Source organism: Candidatus Pantoea deserta, from assembly GCF_003813865.1.
Classification (GTDB): Bacteria; Pseudomonadota; Gammaproteobacteria; order Enterobacterales; family Enterobacteriaceae; genus Pantoea; species Pantoea deserta.
Genome location: NZ_RMVG01000004.1, coordinates 190,343 through 210,258 on the forward strand (window position 1 = coordinate 190,343; position 19,916 = coordinate 210,258).

Consider the following 19,916-nt stretch of genomic DNA (forward strand, 5'->3'; position numbering starts at 1 on the left):
CTGTCAGGCATTCCCGGCTGTGTGATTCAGTACGATACGAAAACAAACGTCGGCGTCTTTGCTGTCAATCAGCTGCAAATCCCCTTGCATACGACGCAGACAATCTTTAGCAATGCTTAATCCCAGCCCGCTGCCTTTAACCGGCCCTTTGCGCTGCCGGCTGCCCTGATAAAAGGGTTCGAATATCATTTCACGTTCTGCGGCGGGGATCGGTCTGCCGCTGTTCGCGACCTCGATCCACACCTTATCGCCGCGCAGCTCACTGCGCAGCCAGATGCTACCGGATTCATCGCCATAGTTCACGGCGTTAGAGTATAAGTTATCGATCACCCGCATCAGCAGCATCGGTTCGGCGAGACAGAGTGTTTCCTGAAGATCGCGGTGAATATGCATCAGCTTAGCGCGTGCCGGAAGCGCATGCGCGCTGACCACCATATCGATCAGCTCGGCTATATCTACCGCTTCCAGCGTGGTCGGCCCTTCCGCCAGTTTGCGGTTGTAGTCGAGAAGCTGTTCGATCAGACGTTGCAGGTGGCGGCTGCTGGCGTCCAGAATCGCCACCACCTCTTTTTGTTCGCCGTTGAGCGTGCCGGCGACCTCATCCGCCAGCAGTTCGGTGCCTTCGCGCAGGCTGGCAAGCGGCGTTTTTAGCTCGTGCGACAGATGACGCAGAAACTCGTGGCGCTGCGCCTCCAGCCAGGCCAGCCGCTCGCTCAGCCAGACAATGCGCTGCCCCAGCGAGCGCAGCTCGCGCGGGCCGCGAAACGCCACGCTCGCGCCCAGTTCCCGGCCTTCGCCAAGCCGGTTAATCATCCGCTCGACGCTCTTTACCGGGCCGATAATCATGCGGGTAAAAAGCAACACCAGCGCCAGGCTGACGATAAACAAACCGAGCGCCTGCCAGCCAAAAAACTGGCCGCGATCGGCAATTTCGCGCTGTAGCTGTAGCCCGCGCGCGAACACGACTTCACGCGTCTCCTGCACCAGCTGCGCATTGGTGGCGGAAAAGCGCTCCAGCGCCTGCGACGCGGCGGCAACGGGATTGCCATTGTCGCACTGCAATTCGCTTAGCTGCGGCAGCGTGGCGCGCAGCGCCTGCAAAGCCGCCAGCGCGGGCAGACTGGAGGCGTGGGAGTTAAGTATCTGATTGTAGCGTGCGCGCTGGGTCTGATAGAGACGCGCCAGACTGGCATCGCCCAGCACGCAGTACTGGCGATAGCTGCGCTCCAGCTCCAGCGCAGTTCGCGCCATCGACTCGCTGCGCCTTACATCGGTAAAGGTATTGCGGTTAGTATCGGCGGCCTGATCGCTTAACGCCGACAGGCTTTCCCAGGCCTGCCATGCCAGCACCAGCAGCGGCAACAGCACCAGTAAAAACGCCATCAGCACCAGCTGGCGCAACGATCGGGGAAATAAACGCCATCTTCTCACGCGGTCGCTTCCATCAATAAACGCTGTAAGGATGCTAGCGAAGTCCGCCAGCGGAAGATAGAGCAGAAACGAAAACGGCAGACCTTTCGGTCTGCCGTGAGAGCGACGCCGCAGCATCGCCTGAAAAAAGGTGGAGCCTAACTCAACGTTGCGCCCGATGCTTGATAACGTTGCAAAGCAAGCGATTATCGGTTGGTGGACGGCAGGCTCCGTTTGGTGCGTCATTCAGTTTTTATGAGCTCAGCCGCAAATTTGCGGGGCAATCATAAACAGGAGAATGAGCCACGTCCTGATAGTAGCAAACTTCGTGCCAGAAAATAAATAACATTCTTTTTCAGACAGTTGCCAGCCTTAGGCGCCAGGGCGAGCGTGTCAGGCCCTTTCAACAGACTGATATTGTCGCCATAAACCAACACTTAAACGCACCTGGTGAGAAAGGATTACATATCAACAGGATAAATGTCTCTTTTTGGAGACAGTCTTTACGCCGCTTTGTCGCTGTTTCCCAACACTCATAAAAAAAAGGAGACATCACTGTCTCCTTTATCGTCAAATCGCCAGAAATAAATTAACCCAGCTGTTTGCGCGCATTGCGGAAAATACGCATCCACGGGCTGTCTTCGCCCCACTCTGCCGGATGCCAGGAGTGGCTTACGGTACGGAAAACGCGCTCCGGATGCGGCATCATAATGGTGACGCGACCGCTTTCGTTGGTGACCGCCGTAATACCGTTAGGCGAGCCGTTCGGGTTGGCCGGATAGGTTTCTGTTACCTTGCCATGGTTATCGACAAAGCGCAGCGCAACCAGACCTTTCGCCTCCAGCGCGGCCAGATGCGCACCGTCGCGCACCTCGACAAAGCCTTCGCCGTGAGAAACGGCAATCGGCATATGTGAGCCCACCATGCCGTCCAGCAGCAGCGACGGACTGGCTTCGACCTCAACCAGGCTGAAGCGCGCTTCAAAACGCTCGGACTGGTTGCGTACAAAGCGCGGCCAGAGTTCGCTGCCTGGGATCAGTTCGCGCAGGTTCGACATCATCTGGCAGCCGTTGCACACGCCCAGCGCCAGCGTTTGCGGACGATGGAAGAAGTTTTCAAACTCGTCGCGCACGCGGTTGTTGAAGAGAATGGATTTTGCCCAGCCTTCGCCCGCGCCCAGCACATCGCCATAGGAGAAGCCACCGCACGCCACCAGCGCCTGGAAATCGTCCAGGCCGCGGCGACCCGCCAGCAGATCGCTCATATGCACGTCAACCGCCGTAAATCCGGCGCGGTGGAAGGCTGCCGCCATTTCAACGTGCGAGTTAACGCCCTGCTCACGCAGCACCGCCACGCGGGGACGCGCCCCGGTAGCGATCATCGGCGCGGCCACATCCTCCTCCAGATTAAAGGTGAGGTGCACGTTCAGGCCCGGATCGTTATCGTCTTTGCGCGCCTCATGCTCCTGGTCAGCGCAGAGCGGGTTGTCGCGCAGGCGCTGCATCTGCCAGCTGGTTTCACCCCACCAGGTGCGCAGCGTGGTGCGGCTTTCGCTGTACACGGCGCTGTCGCCGGAACGGATAACAAAACGGTCGCCGCGCTGCGCGCTGCCCAGTACGTGACTACAACCGGCCAGTCCGTGATCCGCCAGCACCTGCTCAACGGCTGCGCGATCTTCGGCTTTGATCTGAATGACAGCGCCCAGCTCTTCGGTAAAGAGCGCGGCCAGCGCATCGCCGCCCAGCGCCGCAATGTCCACTTCAATGCCGCAATGGCCGGTGAAGGCCATTTCAGCCAGCGTCACCAGCAGGCCGCCGTCGGAGCGGTCGTGATACGCCAGCAGCTTCTGCTGCGCCACCAGCGCCTGAATCGCGTGATAAAAGCCGGCCAGCTGCTGCGCATCGCGCACATCGGCCGGTTTGTCGCCCAGCTGACGATAAACCTGCGACAGCGCAGTCGCGCCCAGCGTGTTAGCGCCATTGCCCAGGTCGATCAGCAGCAGCAGGTTCTCCACGTCGGGTTGCAGCTGCGGCGTGACGGTGCGGCGGACATCTTCTACGCGCGCGAAAGCGGTGATCACCAGCGACAGCGGCGCGGTCATTTCACGCTGCTCAATGCCCTGCTGCCAGCGGGTTTTCATCGACATCGAGTCTTTGCCTACCGGAATCGTGATGCCCAGCGCCGGGCAAAGCTCTTCGCCCACCGCCTTCACCGCTTCGTACAGGCCGGCATCTTCGCCCGGATGACCTGCGGCCGCCATCCAGTTCGCGGACAGCTTCACGCGCTTGAGGTCGCCAATCTGCGTCGCCGCAAGGTTGGTCAGCGCCTCGCCGACCGCCAGGCGGCCTGAGGCGGCAAAATCCAGCAGCGCAACCGGGGCGCGTTCGCCCATGGCAAAGGCTTCGCCGTGATAGCTGTCGAGACTGGCGGTGGTTACCGCACAGTTCGCCACCGGGATCTGCCACGGACCGACCATTTGATCGCGCGCCACCATACCGGTCACGCTACGGTCGCCGATGGTGACGAGGAAAGTCTTCTCAGCCACGGTCGGCAAGTGCAGTACGCGGTTTACGGCGTCTGCAAGCGTAATGCCGTCGCGCAGCAGCGCCTCGCCTTTGGCCTGCTGCGTGACGACATCGCGCGTCATTTTCGGCGTTTTGCCCAGCAGCACATCCAGCGGCATGTCGATTGGCGTATTGTTGAAATGGCTGTCGCTGAGGCTCAGATGCTGCTCTTCCGTCGCCTCGCCAATAACCGCATAAGGCGCGCGCTCGCGCTGACACAGCGCGTCGAACTGCGCCAGTTTCTCTGGCGCAACCGCCAGCACATAGCGCTCCTGCGATTCGTTACACCACACTTCCAGCGGACTCATCCCCGGCTCATCGCTGAGAATGTCGCGGAGGTTGAAACGGCCGCCGCGCCCGCCGTCGCTCACCAGCTCCGGCATGGCGTTCGAGAGACCGCCTGCGCCGACGTCGTGGATAAACAGAATCGGGTTCTCGTCGCCCATCTGCCAGCAGCGGTCAATCACTTCCTGACAGCGACGCTCCATTTCCGGGTTATCGCGCTGCACCGACGCGAAGTCGAGATCGGCGTCCGACTGGCCTGAAGCCATAGACGAAGCCGCCCCGCCGCCCAGACCGATATTCATCGCCGGGCCGCCCAGCACAATCAGCTTTGCCCCGACGGTGATTTCGCCTTTCTGCACATGGTCGGCGCGAATATTGCCGATGCCGCCCGCCAGCATCACTGGCTTGTGATAGCCGCGCAGCTCAACGCCGTTGTGGCTGTTGACCTGCTCTTCATAGGTACGGAAATAGCCGTTTAACGCCGGACGGCCAAACTCGTTGTTAAAGGCCGCGCCGCCCAGCGGGCCTTCGGTCATGATCTCCAGCGCGCTGACAATGCGGTCCGGTTTGCCGAAGTCCTCTTCCCAGGGCTGCTCAAAGCCCGGAATGCGCAGGTTCGATACCGAGAAGCCGACCAGGCCGGCTTTCGGCTTGGCCCCGCGCCCGGTGGCACCTTCATCGCGAATCTCGCCGCCAGAACCGGTAGCCGCGCCAGGCCAGGGCGAAATAGCGGTGGGATGGTTATGGGTTTCTACCTTCATCAGGATATGCGCCGCTTCCTGATGGTATTCATATTCGCCTTTCTCCGCGTCAGCGAAGAAACGGCCTACTTCCGATCCCTCCATGACCGCCGCATTGTCTTTGTAAGCTGACAGCACATAATCCGGCGTGGTCTCGAAGGTGTTTTTAATCATTTTAAACAGCGACTTCGGCTGTTTTTCGCCGTCGATAATCCAGTCGGCGTTAAAAATCTTATGGCGGCAGTGCTCGGAGTTGGCCTGCGCAAACATATAGAGTTCGATGTCGTTCGGGTTGCGTCCGAGCCGCTGAAAGGCGTCCAGCAGATAGTCAATCTCGTCGTCCGCCAGCGCCAGCCCCAGCGTGCGGTTAGCCTCATCCAGCGCCTGACGGCCGCCGTTCAGCACGTCGATACTCTTCAGCGGCTGCGGCTCATGATGCGCGAACAGCGCCTCGGCCTGCGTCAGATCGCTGAACACCGTCTCCATCATGCGGTCATGCAGCAGCGCCGCCAGCGTCTGCCACTGCGTTTCGGTCAGCTGCGTCGCCTGCACATAGAAAGCCAGGCCGCGCTCCAGACGACGCACCTGCGGCAGATCGCAGTTATGGGCGATGTCGGTCGCCTTGGAAGACCAGGGCGAAATCGTGCCGGGACGCGGCGTTACCAGCAACAGGCGGCCCTGGGGCGCGTGTTCGGCGAGAGAAGGACCGTATTTCAGCAGGCGTTGTAAACGCGCTTTTTCATCAGCGTTCAGCGGTGTGCTGACATCGGCGAAATGGACGTACTCGGCGTAAATGTCACTCACCGGCAGGTGAGCGTCCTGAAAGCGGGTCAGCAGTTTGTTTACACGAAATGCCGACAGGGCGGGCGAACCACGCAGAATTTCCATCATTTAATCTCTCGTCAGAGCGCCGGGCGACGCTTCATGGGGCACAACAGCAGAAAACGGGCGGTATTATAGAGAAACACCCCGCCCGACGAAACCGTTTGCGCATAATTTCTCTGCCCTGGAATTTGCCTGAATTTTGCGCAAAACCTGCTTTATAAGTTGCTCTACGCTGCTGAGTTGCGCAAAATGCCCCTCGCTCTGGGAGTAAAAATAAGATCAATACTGCCTTTAAAAGACAGAGGCCTGAGAGCCAGCGAGAGACAACTATTTGAAACGCCTAAAATTAAACTATCTGTTTATCGGTCTTGTCACCTTGCTGCTGGCAATGGCGCTATGGCCATCAGTACCATGGTATGGCAACGGTCAGGACGCGATATCGCAGATAAAATCACGGGGAGTGCTGCGTATCAGTACCATCAATTCCCCGCTGACTTACTACACCATCAACAAAGCGCCCGTCGGCATGGATTATGAACTGGCGAAACGCTTTGCCAACTATCTGGGCGTGAAGCTTAAGGTGACGGTGCGTCCAAATCTCAGCGACCTGTTTGACGATCTGGACGACGGCAAAGCGGATTTGCTGGCGGCAGGCCTGATTTATAACGATGAAAGGCTGATGCGCTACCAGACCGGGCCGAGCTACTACTCGGTTTCTCAGCAGCTGGTTTATCGCGTTGACAAGCCGCGCCCGAAGAACCTGGGCGATTTGAAAGGACAGCTGCGGGTTGCCTCCGGCTCGGCCTATCTCTCATCGCTTAAAACGGCGCGTGATAAACAGTATCCCGATCTTAACTGGGTGGTCTCCACCGATCAGGCGCCGAAAGCGCTGCTGGAAGCGGTGGCGGAGGGCAAGCTTGACTACACCATCGGCGACTCGGTAACCATCGCCTTGCTCCAGCGCATTCATCCGCAGCTGGCGGTGGCATTCGACGTGACGGATGAAAAGCCGGTTACCTGGTATGTGCCGCACAGCGAAGACGACAGCCTTAACGCCGCCATGCTCGACTTCTTCAACTCTATGGGCGAAGAAGGCGCGATGGCGCGCCTGGAAGAGAAATACCTCGGCCACGTAGGCACCTTTGACTATGTCGATACCCGCACGTTTTTACGCGCTATCGACGTGACTTTGCCAGAGATCAAGCCGCTGTTTGAGAAATACGCGGCCAGTATCGACTGGCGGCTGCTGGCGGCAATCTCTTATCAGGAGTCGCACTGGAATCCGCTGGCGACCTCTCCTACCGGCGTGCGCGGCATGATGATGCTGACGCGCAATACCGCCGATAGCGTTAACGTCGAGGATCGTACCGATACGGAACAGAGCATTCGCGGCGGCAGCCTCTACCTTCAGCGCATGATGGAAAAGGTTCCCTCGACCATTCCTGATGAAGAGCGCATCTGGTTCGCGCTGGCCGCCTATAACATGGGGTACGCCCATATGCTGGATGCGCGTAAGCTTACCGCTAAGCAGGGCGGCAATCCCGACAGCTGGGCCGACGTGAAGCTGCGGCTGCCGATGCTGAGCCAGAAGCGTTATTACGCGCAGACCACCTATGGCTATGCGCGCGGCCACGAGGCCTACAACTACGTTGAAAATATCCGCAAGTATCAGCTCAGTCTGGTGGGCTATTTGCAGGAGCAGGAGAAACGTCTGGCGCAGAAATCGGCGCTCGAAGCCGAACTGGGCAGCGGTTATCCGGCGGTCACGCCGGAAATCGCCATGAACTAGCGCCGCCGGGCCGAGCAGGCCTGGCGACAAAGAGGAAAAGGACGTCGCGCCTGCCCGGCCCTGTCCAGCGCCGAATCAGTCGATTCCGCGCTGCGCCTGGCGCAGCGCTTTTTTCTGCTCGCGCCGCATGCGGAAAAAATCGCTCAGCATGGCCGCGCACTCTTCCGCCAGCACGCCGGCGTGAAGCGCAACCTGATGGTTCATGCCGGGATGGCCAAGCACGTCGATCAGCGACCCCGCTGCGCCGGTCTTTTCGTCGCTGGCGCCGTAGACCAGTCGCGTAATGCGGCTGTGCACCATCGCGCCGGCGCACATCACGCAGGGTTCCAGCGTTACGTAGAGGGTGGTATCCAGCAGACGGTAATTTTCCAGCACCTTGCCTCCCTGACGCAGCGCCATAATTTCGGCGTGCGCCGTGGGATCGTGCTGACCGATAGGTCGGTTCCAGCCTTCGCCAATCACGCGATCGCCTTGCACCAGCACCGCGCCAACCGGCACTTCGCCCTGCTCCCAGGCGATACGCGCCAGCCGCAGCGCATGGCGCATCCAGTATTCATCTTGAGATTGATTCACGCAGGCCCACTCCCGGCAGCAGCAAAGCGGCGCATTATAGCCATCCCGCGCGCAGATTCGAAGATGAAAGCTTACTCCAGCTGCTGAAGTTCGCCGCGCGGCGTCACGCGCCAGCGATGCTGGCAGAAAAACAGCAGCGGGTTATCCTGCTTGCTGTCGCTGTAGCCGCTGTAGAGCTGAAGCGGCGTACCGATTTTCTCCTCCAGCTGGGCCACTTTCTCATGACCGAGACAGCGCATGGCCAGCACGCGACCGCCAAATCCGCGCCGCATCTGGCTGGCGATCAGCTTAACGCGCGGCAGAAAAGCCGAATCGTAATAAACCTGCTCCACCAGCGACTGCGGCGAGCCGGTAATCAGCCAGACGTCGGCATTGTCGCTGCTCAGATAGTCGGTCAGCCGCTGCTGCACTACGGGAAAGGCGGTCACGCGCTGGCGAAACCACTGGGCAAAGGCCGCCTCGCGCCGCAGCAGCGCGCGTTCCGTTCGACCAAAGGTAATGGACCAGAGCAGCAAACTCATCGGCCAGCGCGCCGCCCGCCCTTTAATCAGCAGGCCCAGCCCCACAACCGGCAGCAGCGGCACCACCAGCAATATATTGAGCGGCTGACGCCACAGCAGATAGCGCATAAAGGTGCCGAACATATCCTGCTGATGCAGCGTGCCGTCCAGGTCAAAAAACACCACGCGACGTTGTGTACCTTTCGTCAAAAAACGCTCCTTTTTTGCGTTGTTGCCTACTCTGCTCCTTATTGTAGCCATCAACCGCCGTAGCGGCGACGGCGACTATTTTTAATTCCATTGGCTACAATGCCAGATGAATAGTTTATTCTTCAGCAGGCAGAGATATTTTACCGCAGGTTATTTAAACGAGGACCAGGCATGAGTTCATTGCTGCGCATCCGTCAACTCTATCCGCGTCTGGCGCTAAATGAGCGTCGGCTGGCAGACTTTTTGCTGTCGCAGCCGGATCGGGCGCGGCATCTTAGTTCGCAGAAGCTGGCGGAGGAAGCCGGCGTTAGCCAGTCGAGCGTGGTGAAATTCGCGCAAAAGCTAGGCTACAAGGGATTTCCGGCGCTCAAGCTGGCGCTAAGCGAATCGCTGGCGGATCGTGACGCTATCACCGTGCATAACCATATCCTCAGCGACGACTCGTTAAAAGTGGTCGGCGAAAAGCTGCTGACGGAAAAGCTGTCCGCCATTCGCGCGACGCTGGACATCAACAGCGAAGAGAAACTGACTGAAACGCTGCACCTGCTGAAAAACGCCCAGCGTATCGTGCTGGTGGGTATCGGCGCATCGGGGTTAGTGGCGAAAGATTTTTCGTGGAAGCTGATGAAGATCGGCATCAACGCGGTGGCCGAACAGGATATGCACGCGCTGCTGTCGAGCGTACAGGCGATGCGGCCCGGCGATGTGCTGCTGGCCATCTCCTACACGGGCGAGCGCAAAGAGATTAACCTGGCGGCGCAGGAAGCCGTACAGATTGGCGCCTGGGTGCTGGCCTTTACCGGCTTTACGCCTAACAGCCTGCAACAGATCGCGACGCACTGTCTCTATACGGTGGCGGAGGAACAGAGCACGCGCAGCGCCGCCATCTCTTCTACCGCCGCGCAGCTGGCGCTGACCGACCTGCTGTTTATGGCGCTGGTGCAGAACGATCCCGAACGCGCAGCCAGCCATATTCGCCACAGCGAGGCGCTGGTGAAAAAGCTGAACTAAGAGATGAAGCGGAGTATAATATCGCCGTTTTTAGCTTATCAGGTGACGAAATGGCGCTGCTGATTACCGCCAGATGCATTAATTGCGATATGTGCGAACCCGAATGCCCTAACCAGGCGATTACCCTCGGCGCGGAGATCTATCAGATCGATGCCAGCCGCTGCACCGAATGCATCGGCCATTATGACGCCCCTACCTGCCAGAGCGTCTGCCCTATCGATAACACCATTATTCCCGATCCACAGCACATCGAATCGCGCGATGCGCTGTGGGAAAAGTTTGTGGTGCTGCACCACTAGCTCTCGATAATCACCGTTGCGCAGGCGTAGTGCCGCTCATCCGCCAGCGTAACGTGGACCTGCCTGACGCCAAGCTTTTCCGCCACCTCACCGGCGTGGTTGAAAAAGCGCAGTCCGGGCTTGCCCAGCGCGTCGTTATAGACTTCAAACTGATTAAAGGCCAGCCCGCCGCGGATGCCGGTGCCAAAGGCTTTGGCCGCCGCCTCTTTAACGGCGAAGCGTTTCGCCAGAAAGCGCACCGGCTGTTGATGGCTCTGATACTGTTGCCATTCGGCTTCGCTCAGCACGCGACGCGCCAGGCGGTCGCCGGAGCGTTCAATAACGCCGGCAATGCGTTCGATCTCAACGATGTCGGTGCCCAGTCCGAGAATAGCCATTAGCGACGCGCTTCCCGCATCAGCAGCTTCATCTCCCTTACCGCATCGGCCAGCCCGCTAAACAGCGCGCGCCCGATAATCGCGTGACCGATATTCAGCTCATGCATCTCCGGCAGCGCGGCAATCGGCTGCACGTTGTGATACGTCAGGCCGTGACCGGCGTTGACCTTTAACCCCAGGCTGGCGGCGAAGGTGGCGGCGTGGCGAATACGCGCCAGCTCGGCCTCGCGCGCCAGCCCTTCCGGCGCCTCTGCATAGGCTCCCGTATGAATTTCGATATAGGGCGCGCCGCTGGCGACCGCCGCTTCGATCTGACGATGGTCGGGATCGATAAACAGCGAAACCTGAATGCCCGCTTCGCTCAGCTGCTTCACCGCCATGTTGATCTTATCCTGCTGCCCTGCGACGTCGAGACCGCCTTCGGTGGTCACTTCCTCGCGCTTTTCCGGCACCAGACAGACAAAGTGCGGTTTAATGTCACAGGCGATACCCACCATTTCGTCGGTTACCGCCATCTCCAGATTCATGCGCGTCTGGATGGTGTCGCGCAGGATGCGCACATCGCGATCGGTGATATGACGGCGATCTTCCCGCAGGTGTACGGTGATCCCCTCTGCCCCCGCCTGTTCGGCGACAAACGCCGCCTGCACCGGATCAGGATAGTGCGTGCCGCGCGCGTTACGCACCGTGGCGATATGGTCGATATTGACCCCTAACAGCAACTCAACCATGACAATCCTCAGTTTAACTATGTCGAAAATCAGAGTGTACCGCGCCGCACGACACGGGCACAGCGCTATTGGCTGGCCGCATCCGGTCGCTTTTTCGGCACGAACTGGCGAAACAGCTCGGTGCTTTTCAGCGGCTTTCCGCCCAGGTAGGGCTTAAGCGCAATACGCGTAAAGCGCTTGGCGGCCCGCAGCGTGTCCGCATCAGGAAAATCGCGTTCCCACAGCGCCCGCAGCTGCCGACCGGTGAAGCTGCGCTGACCGGTCACCAGGCTGGCAATAAAGCCTTTTTCTTCACGGTAGCTGTAGGTCATCGAATCGGTAACGGGTTCGCCGCTGCCCGCGCAGTGCAGAAAGTCGACGCCGTAGCCGAGGTGCCCCAGCAGCGCCAGCTCGAAGCGGCGCAGCGCCGGTTCAGGAGAGCTGTTTTCCGCCGCCAGGGTTTGCAGGCAGTTCAGGTAATCAAAGAAGAGTTCTGAGAAGGGAAATTCCTGCTCCAGCACGCGCGACAGCAGTTCGTTAACGTAGAGACCGCAGTAGAGCGTAATACCGCTGAGGGGCAGCGCCAGCGAGACCGCTTCGGCCTTAGTCAGCGTTTTGACTTCGCCACGGCCGGTCCAGCGCACCAGCAGCGGCGTAAAGGGTTGCAGCGTTCCTTTTAGCTGCGAGCGGCGCGCTCGCGCGCCTTTCGCCAGCACCCTGACCCGACCGTCGCTTTCGCTAAACAGATCGAGCAGCAGGCTGGTTTCGCTGTAGGGGCGACTATGCAGCACAAAGGCGCGTTGCCAGCCTTCCATCGGTTAAAGGTCGTCTACATAGCCCAGACTGCGCAGCGCACGTTCGTCGTCGGCCCAGCCGGATTTTACTTTAACCCACAGTTCGAGATGGACTTTGGCTTCAAACATCTCTTCCATGTCTTTGCGCGCTTCAATGCCGATGGTTTTAATTTTGGCGCCCTTGTTGCCAATCACCATTTTTTTCTGCCCTTCGCGCTCCACCAGGATCAGGCCGTTGATGTCGTAGCCGCCGCGCTCGTTCGCGACAAACTGCTCGATTTCAACCGTGACCGAATAGGGCAGCTCAGCGCCGAGAAAACGCATCAGCTTTTCGCGGATGATCTCTGACGCCATAAAGCGCTGCGAGCGATCGGTGATGTAATCTTCCGGGAAATGGTGATCCGCCTGAGGCAGACGTTTACGCACGATGGCCGCAATGGTATCGACGTTTTTTCCGTTCTCTGCTGAAATCGGCACGATGTCGAGGAAGTTCATCTGCTGACTCAGAAATTGCAGGTGCGGCAGCAGGATGCTTTTATCCTGGATGTTGTCCACCTTATTGATGGCCAGCACCACCGGCACTTTGCCGTCGCGCAGCTTGTTGAGCACCATTTCGTCGTCTGGCGTCCAGCGCGTACCCTCTACCACGAAGATCACCAGCTCTACGTCGCCGATAGAGCTGCTGGCCGCGCGGTTCATCAGACGGTTGATCGCACGTTTCTCTTCCATATGCAGGCCGGGCGTATCCACATAGATAGCCTGATACTCGCCTTCGGTATGGATGCCCATGATGCGGTGGCGCGTGGTTTGCGGCTTACGCGAGGTGATCGACACCTTCTGCCCCAGCAGCTGGTTCAGTAAGGTGGATTTGCCGACGTTGGGTCGGCCGACAATCGCGACAAAGCCGCAATAGGTATTCTGTTCGCTCATTCGAGTCCTGACGTTTTCAGCGCCTGTTCAGGCGCCGGGATATTGCTATTCGAGACCAAGCTTAATTAACGCCTGTTCGGCGGCAGCCTGTTCTGCTTTACGGCGGCTGGAGCCTACGCCCACCACCGGTTCAGCCATGCCACTCACCTGACAGTGAATGGTAAATTCCTGATCGTGGGCTTCGCCACGCACCTGCACCACCAGATAAGACGGCAGCGGCAGATGACGCCCCTGCAAATACTCTTGCAGGCGGGTTTTCGGATCTTTTTGTTTATCGCCTGGGCTAATCTGCTCAAGGCGCGTCTGATACCAGTCAAGGATCAGTTTTTCCACCGTCTGGATATTACTGTCGAGGAAGATGCCGCCAATCAGCGCCTCCACCGTATCCGCCAGAATGGATTCGCGGCGAAATCCGCCGCTTTTTAATTCGCCCGGTCCCAGACGCAGGCACTCGCCGAGGTCAAACTCCCGCGCCATCTCGGCCAGCGTGTTGCCACGCACCAGGGTTGCGCGCATGCGGCTCATATCGCCCTCGTCAACGCGAGGAAAGCGATGATAGAGCGCATTGGCGATAACATAGCTGAGAATAGAATCGCCCAGAAATTCGAGACGCTCGTTGTGCTTACTGCTGGCGCTGCGGTGCGTTAGCGCCTGTTGCAAGAGTTCCGGATGAGTAAAAGTGTAGCCCAGTTTACGCTGAAGCTTATTAATAAGGATGGGGTTCATGCGATTCCAGTTCTTTTGTGCGTCTGTGACTCTGCATACGAAACAGGGCTGGCTTTCCAACGCAATCTGTTTCGTGTGCAGTGGCCTCCCGCAGGAGGCCAACCGTTTTGCCCGTTAATCCGGGCCAGATAAATCAGTGAATCCCGCCGATGCGACTCAGGCGGACGCCGGTCGGCCACTGGCCTTCCTGCTTATCGAAGCTCATCCAGATGGCGACCGCTTTACCTACCAGATTACGCTCCGGGACAAAGCCCCAGTAGCGGCTGTCGGCGCTGTTGTCGCGGTTATCGCCCATCATGAAATATTGCCCCTGCGGCACGATCCAGGTCGCCTGTGGCTGGCCCGGCTGCTGATAATACATGCTTGCCTGACTCTGCGCTTCGTTTACCAGCAAAATATCGTGCGTGACGTTGCCCAGCGTCTCTTTACGCGTCCCCAGACGCAGCCCGCCGCGCATGGTTTCGCCCTGCGGCACCTGATAAAAACCATTGCCGGTTTCATTGCCGTCAAACCCGCTGAAGGTCTGAATAAAGTTGCTCGGCTCGACGTTGGTGTAGGTAATCGGCAGCGCGCTGGCGCAGCGCTGACCGGCGGCGCAGTTCGGGCTGACGGTCAGCGTTTTGCTGTATGGATCAAACACCACTTTGTCGCCCGGCAGGCCAATAACGCGCTTGATGTAATCCAGGCTGGGATCTTTCGGGTATTTAAACACCGCGATGTCACCGCGCTGCGGATGCCCGGTTGGGATCAGCGTCGTCTGGGTGATAGGGTCCTTAATGCCGTAAGCGAATTTCTCGACCAGAATAAAATCGCCAATCAGCAGCGTCGGCATCATCGAGCCAGACGGGATCTGGAACGGCTCATAGATAAACGAGCGCACCACAAACACCACCAGCAGGACCGGGAAAACCGACGCGGTGGTCTCAACCCAGCCCGGCTGCCCGGAGACTTTCGCCAGGGTTTTACTGTCCAGCGAGTGACCTGCCGCCGCCTGCGCTTCCGCCCGTTTGGCCCGGCGCGCCGGCGCCCACTTAAAACGATCGATACACCAGACAACGCCGGTAATCAGCGTCGCTATCGCCAGAATCAGGGCGAACATATTAGCCATGGTAAATCCTTATTTGCTGTCCTTACCGACATGCAGAATGGCGAGGAAGGCTTCCTGCGGCAGCTCGACGTTGCCCACCTGCTTCATGCGCTTCTTACCTTCTTTCTGTTTCTGCAACAGTTTCTTCTTACGGCTGACGTCGCCGCCGTAACACTTGGCGAGAACGTTTTTACGCAGCTGTTTCACCGTTGAGCGAGCAATGATGTGGTTGCCGATCGCCGCCTGAATCGCAATATCGAACTGCTGACGCGGAATGAGATCTTTCATCTTCTCAACCAGTTCGCGGCCGCGATACTGTGAGTTATCGCGGTGGGTGATCAGCGCCAGCGCATCGACGCGCTCCTGGTTGATCAGAACGTCAACGCGCACCATGTCAGAGGCCTGAAAACGCTTGAAGTTGTAATCCAGAGACGCATAGCCGCGCGAGGTGGACTTCAGGCGGTCAAAGAAGTCGAGAACCACTTCGGCCATCGGAATATCGTAGGTCAGCGCGACCTGATTGCCGTGGTACACCATGTTGGTCTGCACGCCGCGCTTCTCGACGCAAAGCGTTATGACGTTGCCCAGATACTCCTGCGGCAGCAGCATATGACACTCGGCAATCGGCTCGCGCAGCTCTTCGATGTTGTTGAGCGGCGGCAGCTTGGAAGGGCTGTCGACGTAGACGATTTCGCCGCCGGTGGTTTCCACTTCATACACGACGGTTGGCGCGGTGGTAATCAGATCGAGATCGTACTCACGCTCCAGACGCTCCTGAATGATCTCCATGTGCAGCAGACCCAGGAAGCCGCAGCGGAAGCCAAAGCCCAGCGCGGTCGAGCTTTCCGGCTCATAGAACAGGGAAGCATCGTTCAGGCTCAGCTTGCCCAGCGCGTCGCGGAAGGCTTCATAGTCGTCAGAGCTGACCGGGAACAGGCCGGCATAAACCTGCGGTTTGACTTTCTTAAAGCCTGGCAGCGCTTTGTCCGCCGGGTTGCGCGCCAGCGTCAGGGTATCGCCCACTGGTGCGCCGAGGATGTCTTTGATGGCGCAAACCAGCCAGCCTACCTCGCCGCAGTTCAGCTCGGTGCGGTCGACCTGCTTGGGCGTAAAAATACCGAGGCGATCGGCATTGTATACCTGGCCGGTGCTCATCACCTTGACCTTGTCGCCTTTGCGCAGAGTGCCGTTTTTCACGCGGATCAGCGAGACAACGCCCAGGTAATTGTCGAACCAGGAGTCGATGATCAGCGCCTGCAACGGCGCATCCGGGTCGCCTTCCGGCGGCGGAATATCGCGCACCAGGCGCTCCAGAACTTCAGGTACGCCGACGCCCGTTTTTGCCGAGCAGCGCACCGCATCGGTGGCATCAATGCCGACGATGTCTTCAATCTCTTGCGCCGCGCGTTCCGGGTCGGCGGCAGGCAGGTCGATCTTGTTCAGTACCGGCACGACTTCCAGATCCATCTCAATCGCGGTGTAGCAGTTTGCCAGGGTCTGCGCTTCTACGCCCTGTCCTGCATCCACCACCAGCAGTGCCCCTTCGCAGGCTGCCAGCGAGCGCGAAACTTCATAGGAGAAGTCAACGTGCCCTGGGGTGTCGATGAAATTGAGCTGGTAAGTTTCGCCGTTGAGCGCGTTGTAATCGAGCGTCACGCTTTGCGCTTTGATAGTAATGCCGCGCTCACGTTCCAGGTCCATTGAGTCGAGTACCTGTGCCGCCATCTCGCGATCGGTCAGGCCGCCACAGATTTGGATCAAACGGTCAGAGAGCGTCGATTTACCGTGGTCAATGTGCGCGATGATGGAGAAGTTTCTTATGTGCTTCATTTATATGAATATCTTCACGTAGAAAAACAGTTGAAAACCTGAGCACAGACACATTCAGGAAGATCGCTCTTTACCTATAATCCTGTCAGCCTCATTAATGACGACGCATATTACACTGTTAAGGCCGCGCATAAAAGAATGGAACGTTGCGGAATCACAACACTTTTTGACGGGAAACAGAGAGCAAAAGGCCGCGATGTACGCGGCCTGGCAGAGGTCATGCTTCGCTTTTGACGCGCAGCGCATCAGGGGGCAGCGCAACGCTCAGGATAACGGGCTGGAAAGCCTCGCGCTCGCCGACTTTTAGCGACACGCCTTTAGCGACGATAAAACCGCCGATGCCGCCGAGCAGCGCGCCACAGGCCGCCGCCAGATCGCTGTGAAACAGCGCCTGAAACAGGCCGGCCAGCAGAAATAACCCGAACAGCGGCGTCATATAGACCAGCAGCGCTGAACCGAGCAGGCTGCTTTCTCTGATGCCCAGCTCGACGCGCTGGCCCGGCTGCAACGGCTTCTCGCTGACGATTTCCATCACGTGCGCGTCTTTCGGTCCCAGCTTGTTCAGCATGTGGCTGCCGCAGCCTTTACGCGCCGAGCAGCTATTGCAGGATGTTTTCGCCTCTGTATGCAGCGTGGCGATGCCGTCACGCCATGCCACCACCGTGGCCCATTCTCTCATCATCGTTGTGACCCCAAATCAATGCTGTCCGCTATGCGTTTTGCCGTTGCGGGCGGCAGCTCGCCTACCACGGTAATCTCGCTATTATTGCGCACTTCGGTCTGTACCGTACGACGCCCCGTGCGCAATGTCTGCGTGACGCTGTTTTTATCGGCCGGCGTAATATTTATAGCGAAGCTAAACAGTCCGTCGCTGTAGAGGCGCGACTCCACTGTTTTATTCATAGTCGGAATGGCGCGACGATTTTGCGACACCAGCGACATCCCCGCAGGCACCCATGTCGGCTGCCAGCTGAGGCTGACTTTTTCGCCTTCCGGCACGGAAAGCGTCGGCGGCAGGTTGGCTTTTTGCAGCCCCTGCATTAAATTGCGCACGCCTTCATCCACCGCAAAGCTGATCACGCGGAACTGCTCCAGCGTCTCGCCGTCGCGATCCAGCAGATCGATACGCAGCGGCAGTTTGGTTTCAACATCCAGCCATACCACGTAGCTGTAACGCGTGCCGTCGCGCGAGACGATGCGTATTACCTCGCACAGCTGATCGGCAATGCGCGAACGTCCCACCGGAATAAAGTCCCAGGCGCTGGCAAGCTTAGAGAAATCGGCAAAGATAGGCGACGGCAAGGCATCAATGATGTGATTGCCCGGCAGAGAAAAAGGATCGAGTCCGGGTTCAAAATAGCTAATATCGGTGCCGCGCTGGATGACTTCTCGTCGCGGCCCATCCATCTGCAACAGCTGCGCATAGACGCGGTTATCGATCACCGCATGGCGATAGCGCAGCGACTCGATGCCCATGCGCGAGACGTTGATATAAGCAAATTCGTAGTTGAGGGTCTGGCTCGCCTGCTCCATCTGCTGTAACAACGCCCCGGACGCAGAGTTCTGCGCCGGGGCGGGAGATGACCAAATCAGGCTGCCTGCCAGCAGGCTAACGGCACACCAAAGCTGCTTCATTACTGCTGTTGAACACCTAATGTCTGGTTACCGGGAACGTTCGCCTGCGCCTGCTGCGGGGCATTACCTTCAAACTGCAAACGATCGGCATGCAGGCGGCGTTGCAGCTCATAATCCTGCAACATCGCGTTAACGCGACGGCGCTGTTCCTGCACCTGCTGATTCGCGCCGCCCGTATCAAATGCATCGGACGGAACGCCCAGGCTGACCGGCGACGCTTTGCCCATCATCGGCAGCGTGTTGAACACCGGCGAATCAGACGGCTCGGCGGTGGTGCCGTTCGGCTGGTTGTAGTGCTGTACGCCCACGATTACCGCCAGCGAGACGCACGCCGCTACGCCGACCTGCGTCAGCTGCGCCGCCCAGGGACGCATTTTGCGCCAGAATGGCATTTTTTCAACGCTGGCCGGTTCAGGCTGCGCTTCCGGAATCAACGCCGTGACGTGACGAGCAGGCTCCTGCTCAAGGGCTGCTGCGACGCGCTCAGAAATATCGAAGTGCAGCACATCGCCCACATCGCCGCGCATGGTATCGCGAATAAGGTGGTAGCTTTTCCAGCGCTGTTGCAGTTCTGCATCCTGAGATAGTTCTGACAACAGCGCGCTATCGAGCGCTTCGCCATCCATCAAAGCGGAAAGTTGTTCTTTCTGCATGCCTTAGTACCCTTCCAGTAGCCGTTATCACTGACGTTGGATAAGCGGTTGAACTTTATTATCAATGGCCTCTCGCGCACGGAAGATACGGGAACGTACTGTACCGACCGGGCAATCCATAATGGCGGCGATCTCTTCGTAGCTCAGCCCGTCAAGTTCCCGGAGGGTAATTGCCATACGCAAATCCTCAGGGAGCGCCTCAATGGTACGAAAGACAATTTGTTTCAGTTCATCTGACAACATTAAGTTCTCAGGGTTCGAAATTTCTTTTAGCGCGCCAGCACTTTCGAAATTTTCCGCGTCGATGGCATCCACATCGCTGGATGGCGGACGGCGCCCCTGGGCAACCAGATAATTTTTTGCGGTGTTAACCGCGATACGATAGAGCCAGGTATAAAATGCGCTATCGCCGCGGAACGATTCCAGCGCGCGATACGCCTTAATAAAGGACTCCTGGACGACATCAGGAACGTCTCCCGACGGAACATAGCGAGAAACCAGGCTCGCCACTTTATGCTGGTAACGAATAACCAGTAAATTGAATGACTTCTGATCTCCCTTTTGTACGCGCTCTACGAGTACCTGATCCGTTAACTGCTCGCTCATCCGAGGTAATGTCTCCCCAAATTTTTTTAAATGCGTAAAGGAACTGCCGGCACATCTTCATAGTTCTGAGCAAGCATGCGCTTAGAGTGGTAGCACGGCAAAAGGTTCACTTAACGCGCTGATGATAATTCCGCCAGACACATCGTCATTTGTTTTTCATTCTCAAGACAGTGTAATCCGGACTGCGATGATCAACGCTGAATCGCAGGCAGAGTACCCTATGATAGCGGCTTTTTCATCTTTAAATCCCGCGCCGCCGCCAGGTTTTATATAAAAAACAGGCTTTTTATACCTGACTCTGTAAGGCATTGAATTACCGTATAACTGCCGGTTAAGCCAGCTTTTACTGGTCAATTTATGTT

General features: G+C 58.1%; 18 protein-coding genes. 3 read left to right on the forward strand and 15 right to left on the reverse strand.

Going from position 1 to position 19,916, the window contains the following annotated elements; genetic code table 11:
- Positions 1-3: 3 nt before the first annotated feature.
- Together BBB56_RS08425 and purL are read right to left on the reverse strand one after the other, a co-directional pair.
- Positions 4-1,431, reverse strand: a complete 1,428-nt coding sequence (locus BBB56_RS08425; RefSeq protein WP_123800508.1) for a sensor histidine kinase — start codon at positions 1,429-1,431, stop codon at positions 4-6.
- Positions 1,432-1,999: 568 nt separating this feature from the next.
- Positions 2,000-5,890: a phosphoribosylformylglycinamidine synthase gene (gene purL / locus BBB56_RS08430; RefSeq protein ID WP_123800509.1), complete on the reverse strand. Its 3,891-nt coding sequence runs from the start codon at positions 5,888-5,890 to the stop codon at positions 2,000-2,002.
- 265 nt (positions 5,891-6,155) lie between these two features.
- Here purL and mltF point away from each other — a divergent pair, with 265 nt between their 5' ends.
- Positions 6,156-7,613 (forward strand): membrane-bound lytic murein transglycosylase MltF, encoded by a 1,458-nt coding sequence (mltF, locus tag BBB56_RS08435; RefSeq protein WP_123800510.1) that lies wholly within the window; start codon positions 6,156-6,158, stop codon positions 7,611-7,613.
- Between the two features lie 75 nt (positions 7,614-7,688).
- Here mltF and tadA read toward each other — a convergent pair whose 3' ends face one another.
- On the reverse strand, positions 7,689-8,186 hold the full coding sequence (gene tadA, locus BBB56_RS08440; RefSeq protein WP_123800511.1) for a tRNA adenosine(34) deaminase TadA: 498 nt from the start codon (positions 8,184-8,186) through the stop codon (positions 7,689-7,691).
- Positions 8,187-8,257: 71 nt separating this feature from the next.
- Positions 8,258-8,896 carry a phosphatidylglycerophosphatase C gene (gene yfhb, locus BBB56_RS08445; protein WP_123800512.1) on the reverse strand — a complete coding sequence of 213 codons (639 nt, stop codon included), beginning with the start codon at positions 8,894-8,896 and terminating at the stop codon, positions 8,258-8,260.
- A gap of 171 nt (positions 8,897-9,067) precedes the next feature.
- Between yfhb and BBB56_RS08450 the strand changes: the two genes are divergently transcribed.
- Positions 9,068-9,907 carry a MurR/RpiR family transcriptional regulator gene (locus BBB56_RS08450; RefSeq protein ID WP_123800513.1) on the forward strand — a complete coding sequence of 280 codons (840 nt, stop codon included), beginning with the start codon at positions 9,068-9,070 and terminating at the stop codon, positions 9,905-9,907.
- A 50-nt stretch (positions 9,908-9,957) separates the two neighbouring features.
- Entirely contained in the window at positions 9,958-10,206 is a 249-nt protein-coding gene (locus tag BBB56_RS08455; RefSeq protein ID WP_123800514.1) for a YfhL family 4Fe-4S dicluster ferredoxin, read from the forward strand.
- On the opposite strand, the gene acpS is transcribed toward BBB56_RS08455, so the two are convergent.
- The 11 genes from acpS to rpoE form a co-directional block, all read right to left on the reverse strand.
- Positions 10,203-10,583, reverse strand: coding sequence for a holo-ACP synthase (gene acpS, locus BBB56_RS08460; protein WP_123800515.1), 381 nt, complete (start codon positions 10,581-10,583; stop codon positions 10,203-10,205). The genes BBB56_RS08455 and acpS overlap by 4 nt on opposite strands.
- The gene (gene pdxJ, locus BBB56_RS08465) at positions 10,583-11,314 is read right to left on the reverse strand and encodes a pyridoxine 5'-phosphate synthase (RefSeq protein WP_123800516.1); all 732 of its coding nucleotides are present in this window, start codon (positions 11,312-11,314) and stop codon (positions 10,583-10,585) included. The genes acpS and pdxJ overlap by 1 nt, the downstream gene beginning before the upstream one ends.
- Before the next feature lie 65 nt (positions 11,315-11,379).
- A complete protein-coding gene (recO, locus tag BBB56_RS08470) occupies positions 11,380-12,108 on the reverse strand; it encodes a DNA repair protein RecO (RefSeq protein WP_123800517.1) in 729 nt (242 codons plus the stop codon).
- Positions 12,109-12,111: 3 nt separating this feature from the next.
- On the reverse strand, positions 12,112-13,017 hold the full coding sequence (gene era / locus BBB56_RS08475) for a GTPase Era (protein WP_123800518.1): 906 nt from the start codon (positions 13,015-13,017) through the stop codon (positions 12,112-12,114).
- Between the two features lie 45 nt (positions 13,018-13,062).
- On the reverse strand, positions 13,063-13,743 hold the full coding sequence (gene rnc / locus BBB56_RS08480; RefSeq protein ID WP_081142359.1) for a ribonuclease III: 681 nt from the start codon (positions 13,741-13,743) through the stop codon (positions 13,063-13,065).
- A gap of 133 nt (positions 13,744-13,876) precedes the next feature.
- On the reverse strand, positions 13,877-14,851 hold the full coding sequence (gene lepB / locus BBB56_RS08485) for a signal peptidase I (protein ID WP_123800519.1): 975 nt from the start codon (positions 14,849-14,851) through the stop codon (positions 13,877-13,879).
- A 9-nt stretch (positions 14,852-14,860) separates the two neighbouring features.
- Complete coding sequence (gene lepA, locus BBB56_RS08490; protein WP_123800520.1) at positions 14,861-16,660, reverse strand: translation elongation factor 4; 1,800 nt, start codon at positions 16,658-16,660, stop codon at positions 14,861-14,863.
- A gap of 217 nt (positions 16,661-16,877) precedes the next feature.
- Positions 16,878-17,342 carry a SoxR-reducing system protein RseC gene (gene rseC / locus BBB56_RS08495; RefSeq protein ID WP_123800521.1) on the reverse strand — a complete coding sequence of 155 codons (465 nt, stop codon included), beginning with the start codon at positions 17,340-17,342 and terminating at the stop codon, positions 16,878-16,880.
- Positions 17,339-18,295 carry a sigma-E factor regulatory protein RseB gene (gene rseB / locus BBB56_RS08500; RefSeq protein WP_123800522.1) on the reverse strand — a complete coding sequence of 319 codons (957 nt, stop codon included), beginning with the start codon at positions 18,293-18,295 and terminating at the stop codon, positions 17,339-17,341. The genes rseC and rseB overlap by 4 nt, the downstream gene beginning before the upstream one ends.
- Positions 18,295-18,948 (reverse strand): anti-sigma-E factor RseA, encoded by a 654-nt coding sequence (gene rseA, locus BBB56_RS08505; protein ID WP_123800523.1) that lies wholly within the window; start codon positions 18,946-18,948, stop codon positions 18,295-18,297. Before rseA ends, rseB begins: the two co-directional genes overlap by 1 nt.
- 27 nt (positions 18,949-18,975) lie before the next feature.
- A complete protein-coding gene (gene rpoE, locus BBB56_RS08510; protein WP_010617748.1) occupies positions 18,976-19,554 on the reverse strand; it encodes an RNA polymerase sigma factor RpoE in 579 nt (192 codons plus the stop codon).
- Positions 19,555-19,916: the final 362 nt, after the last annotated feature.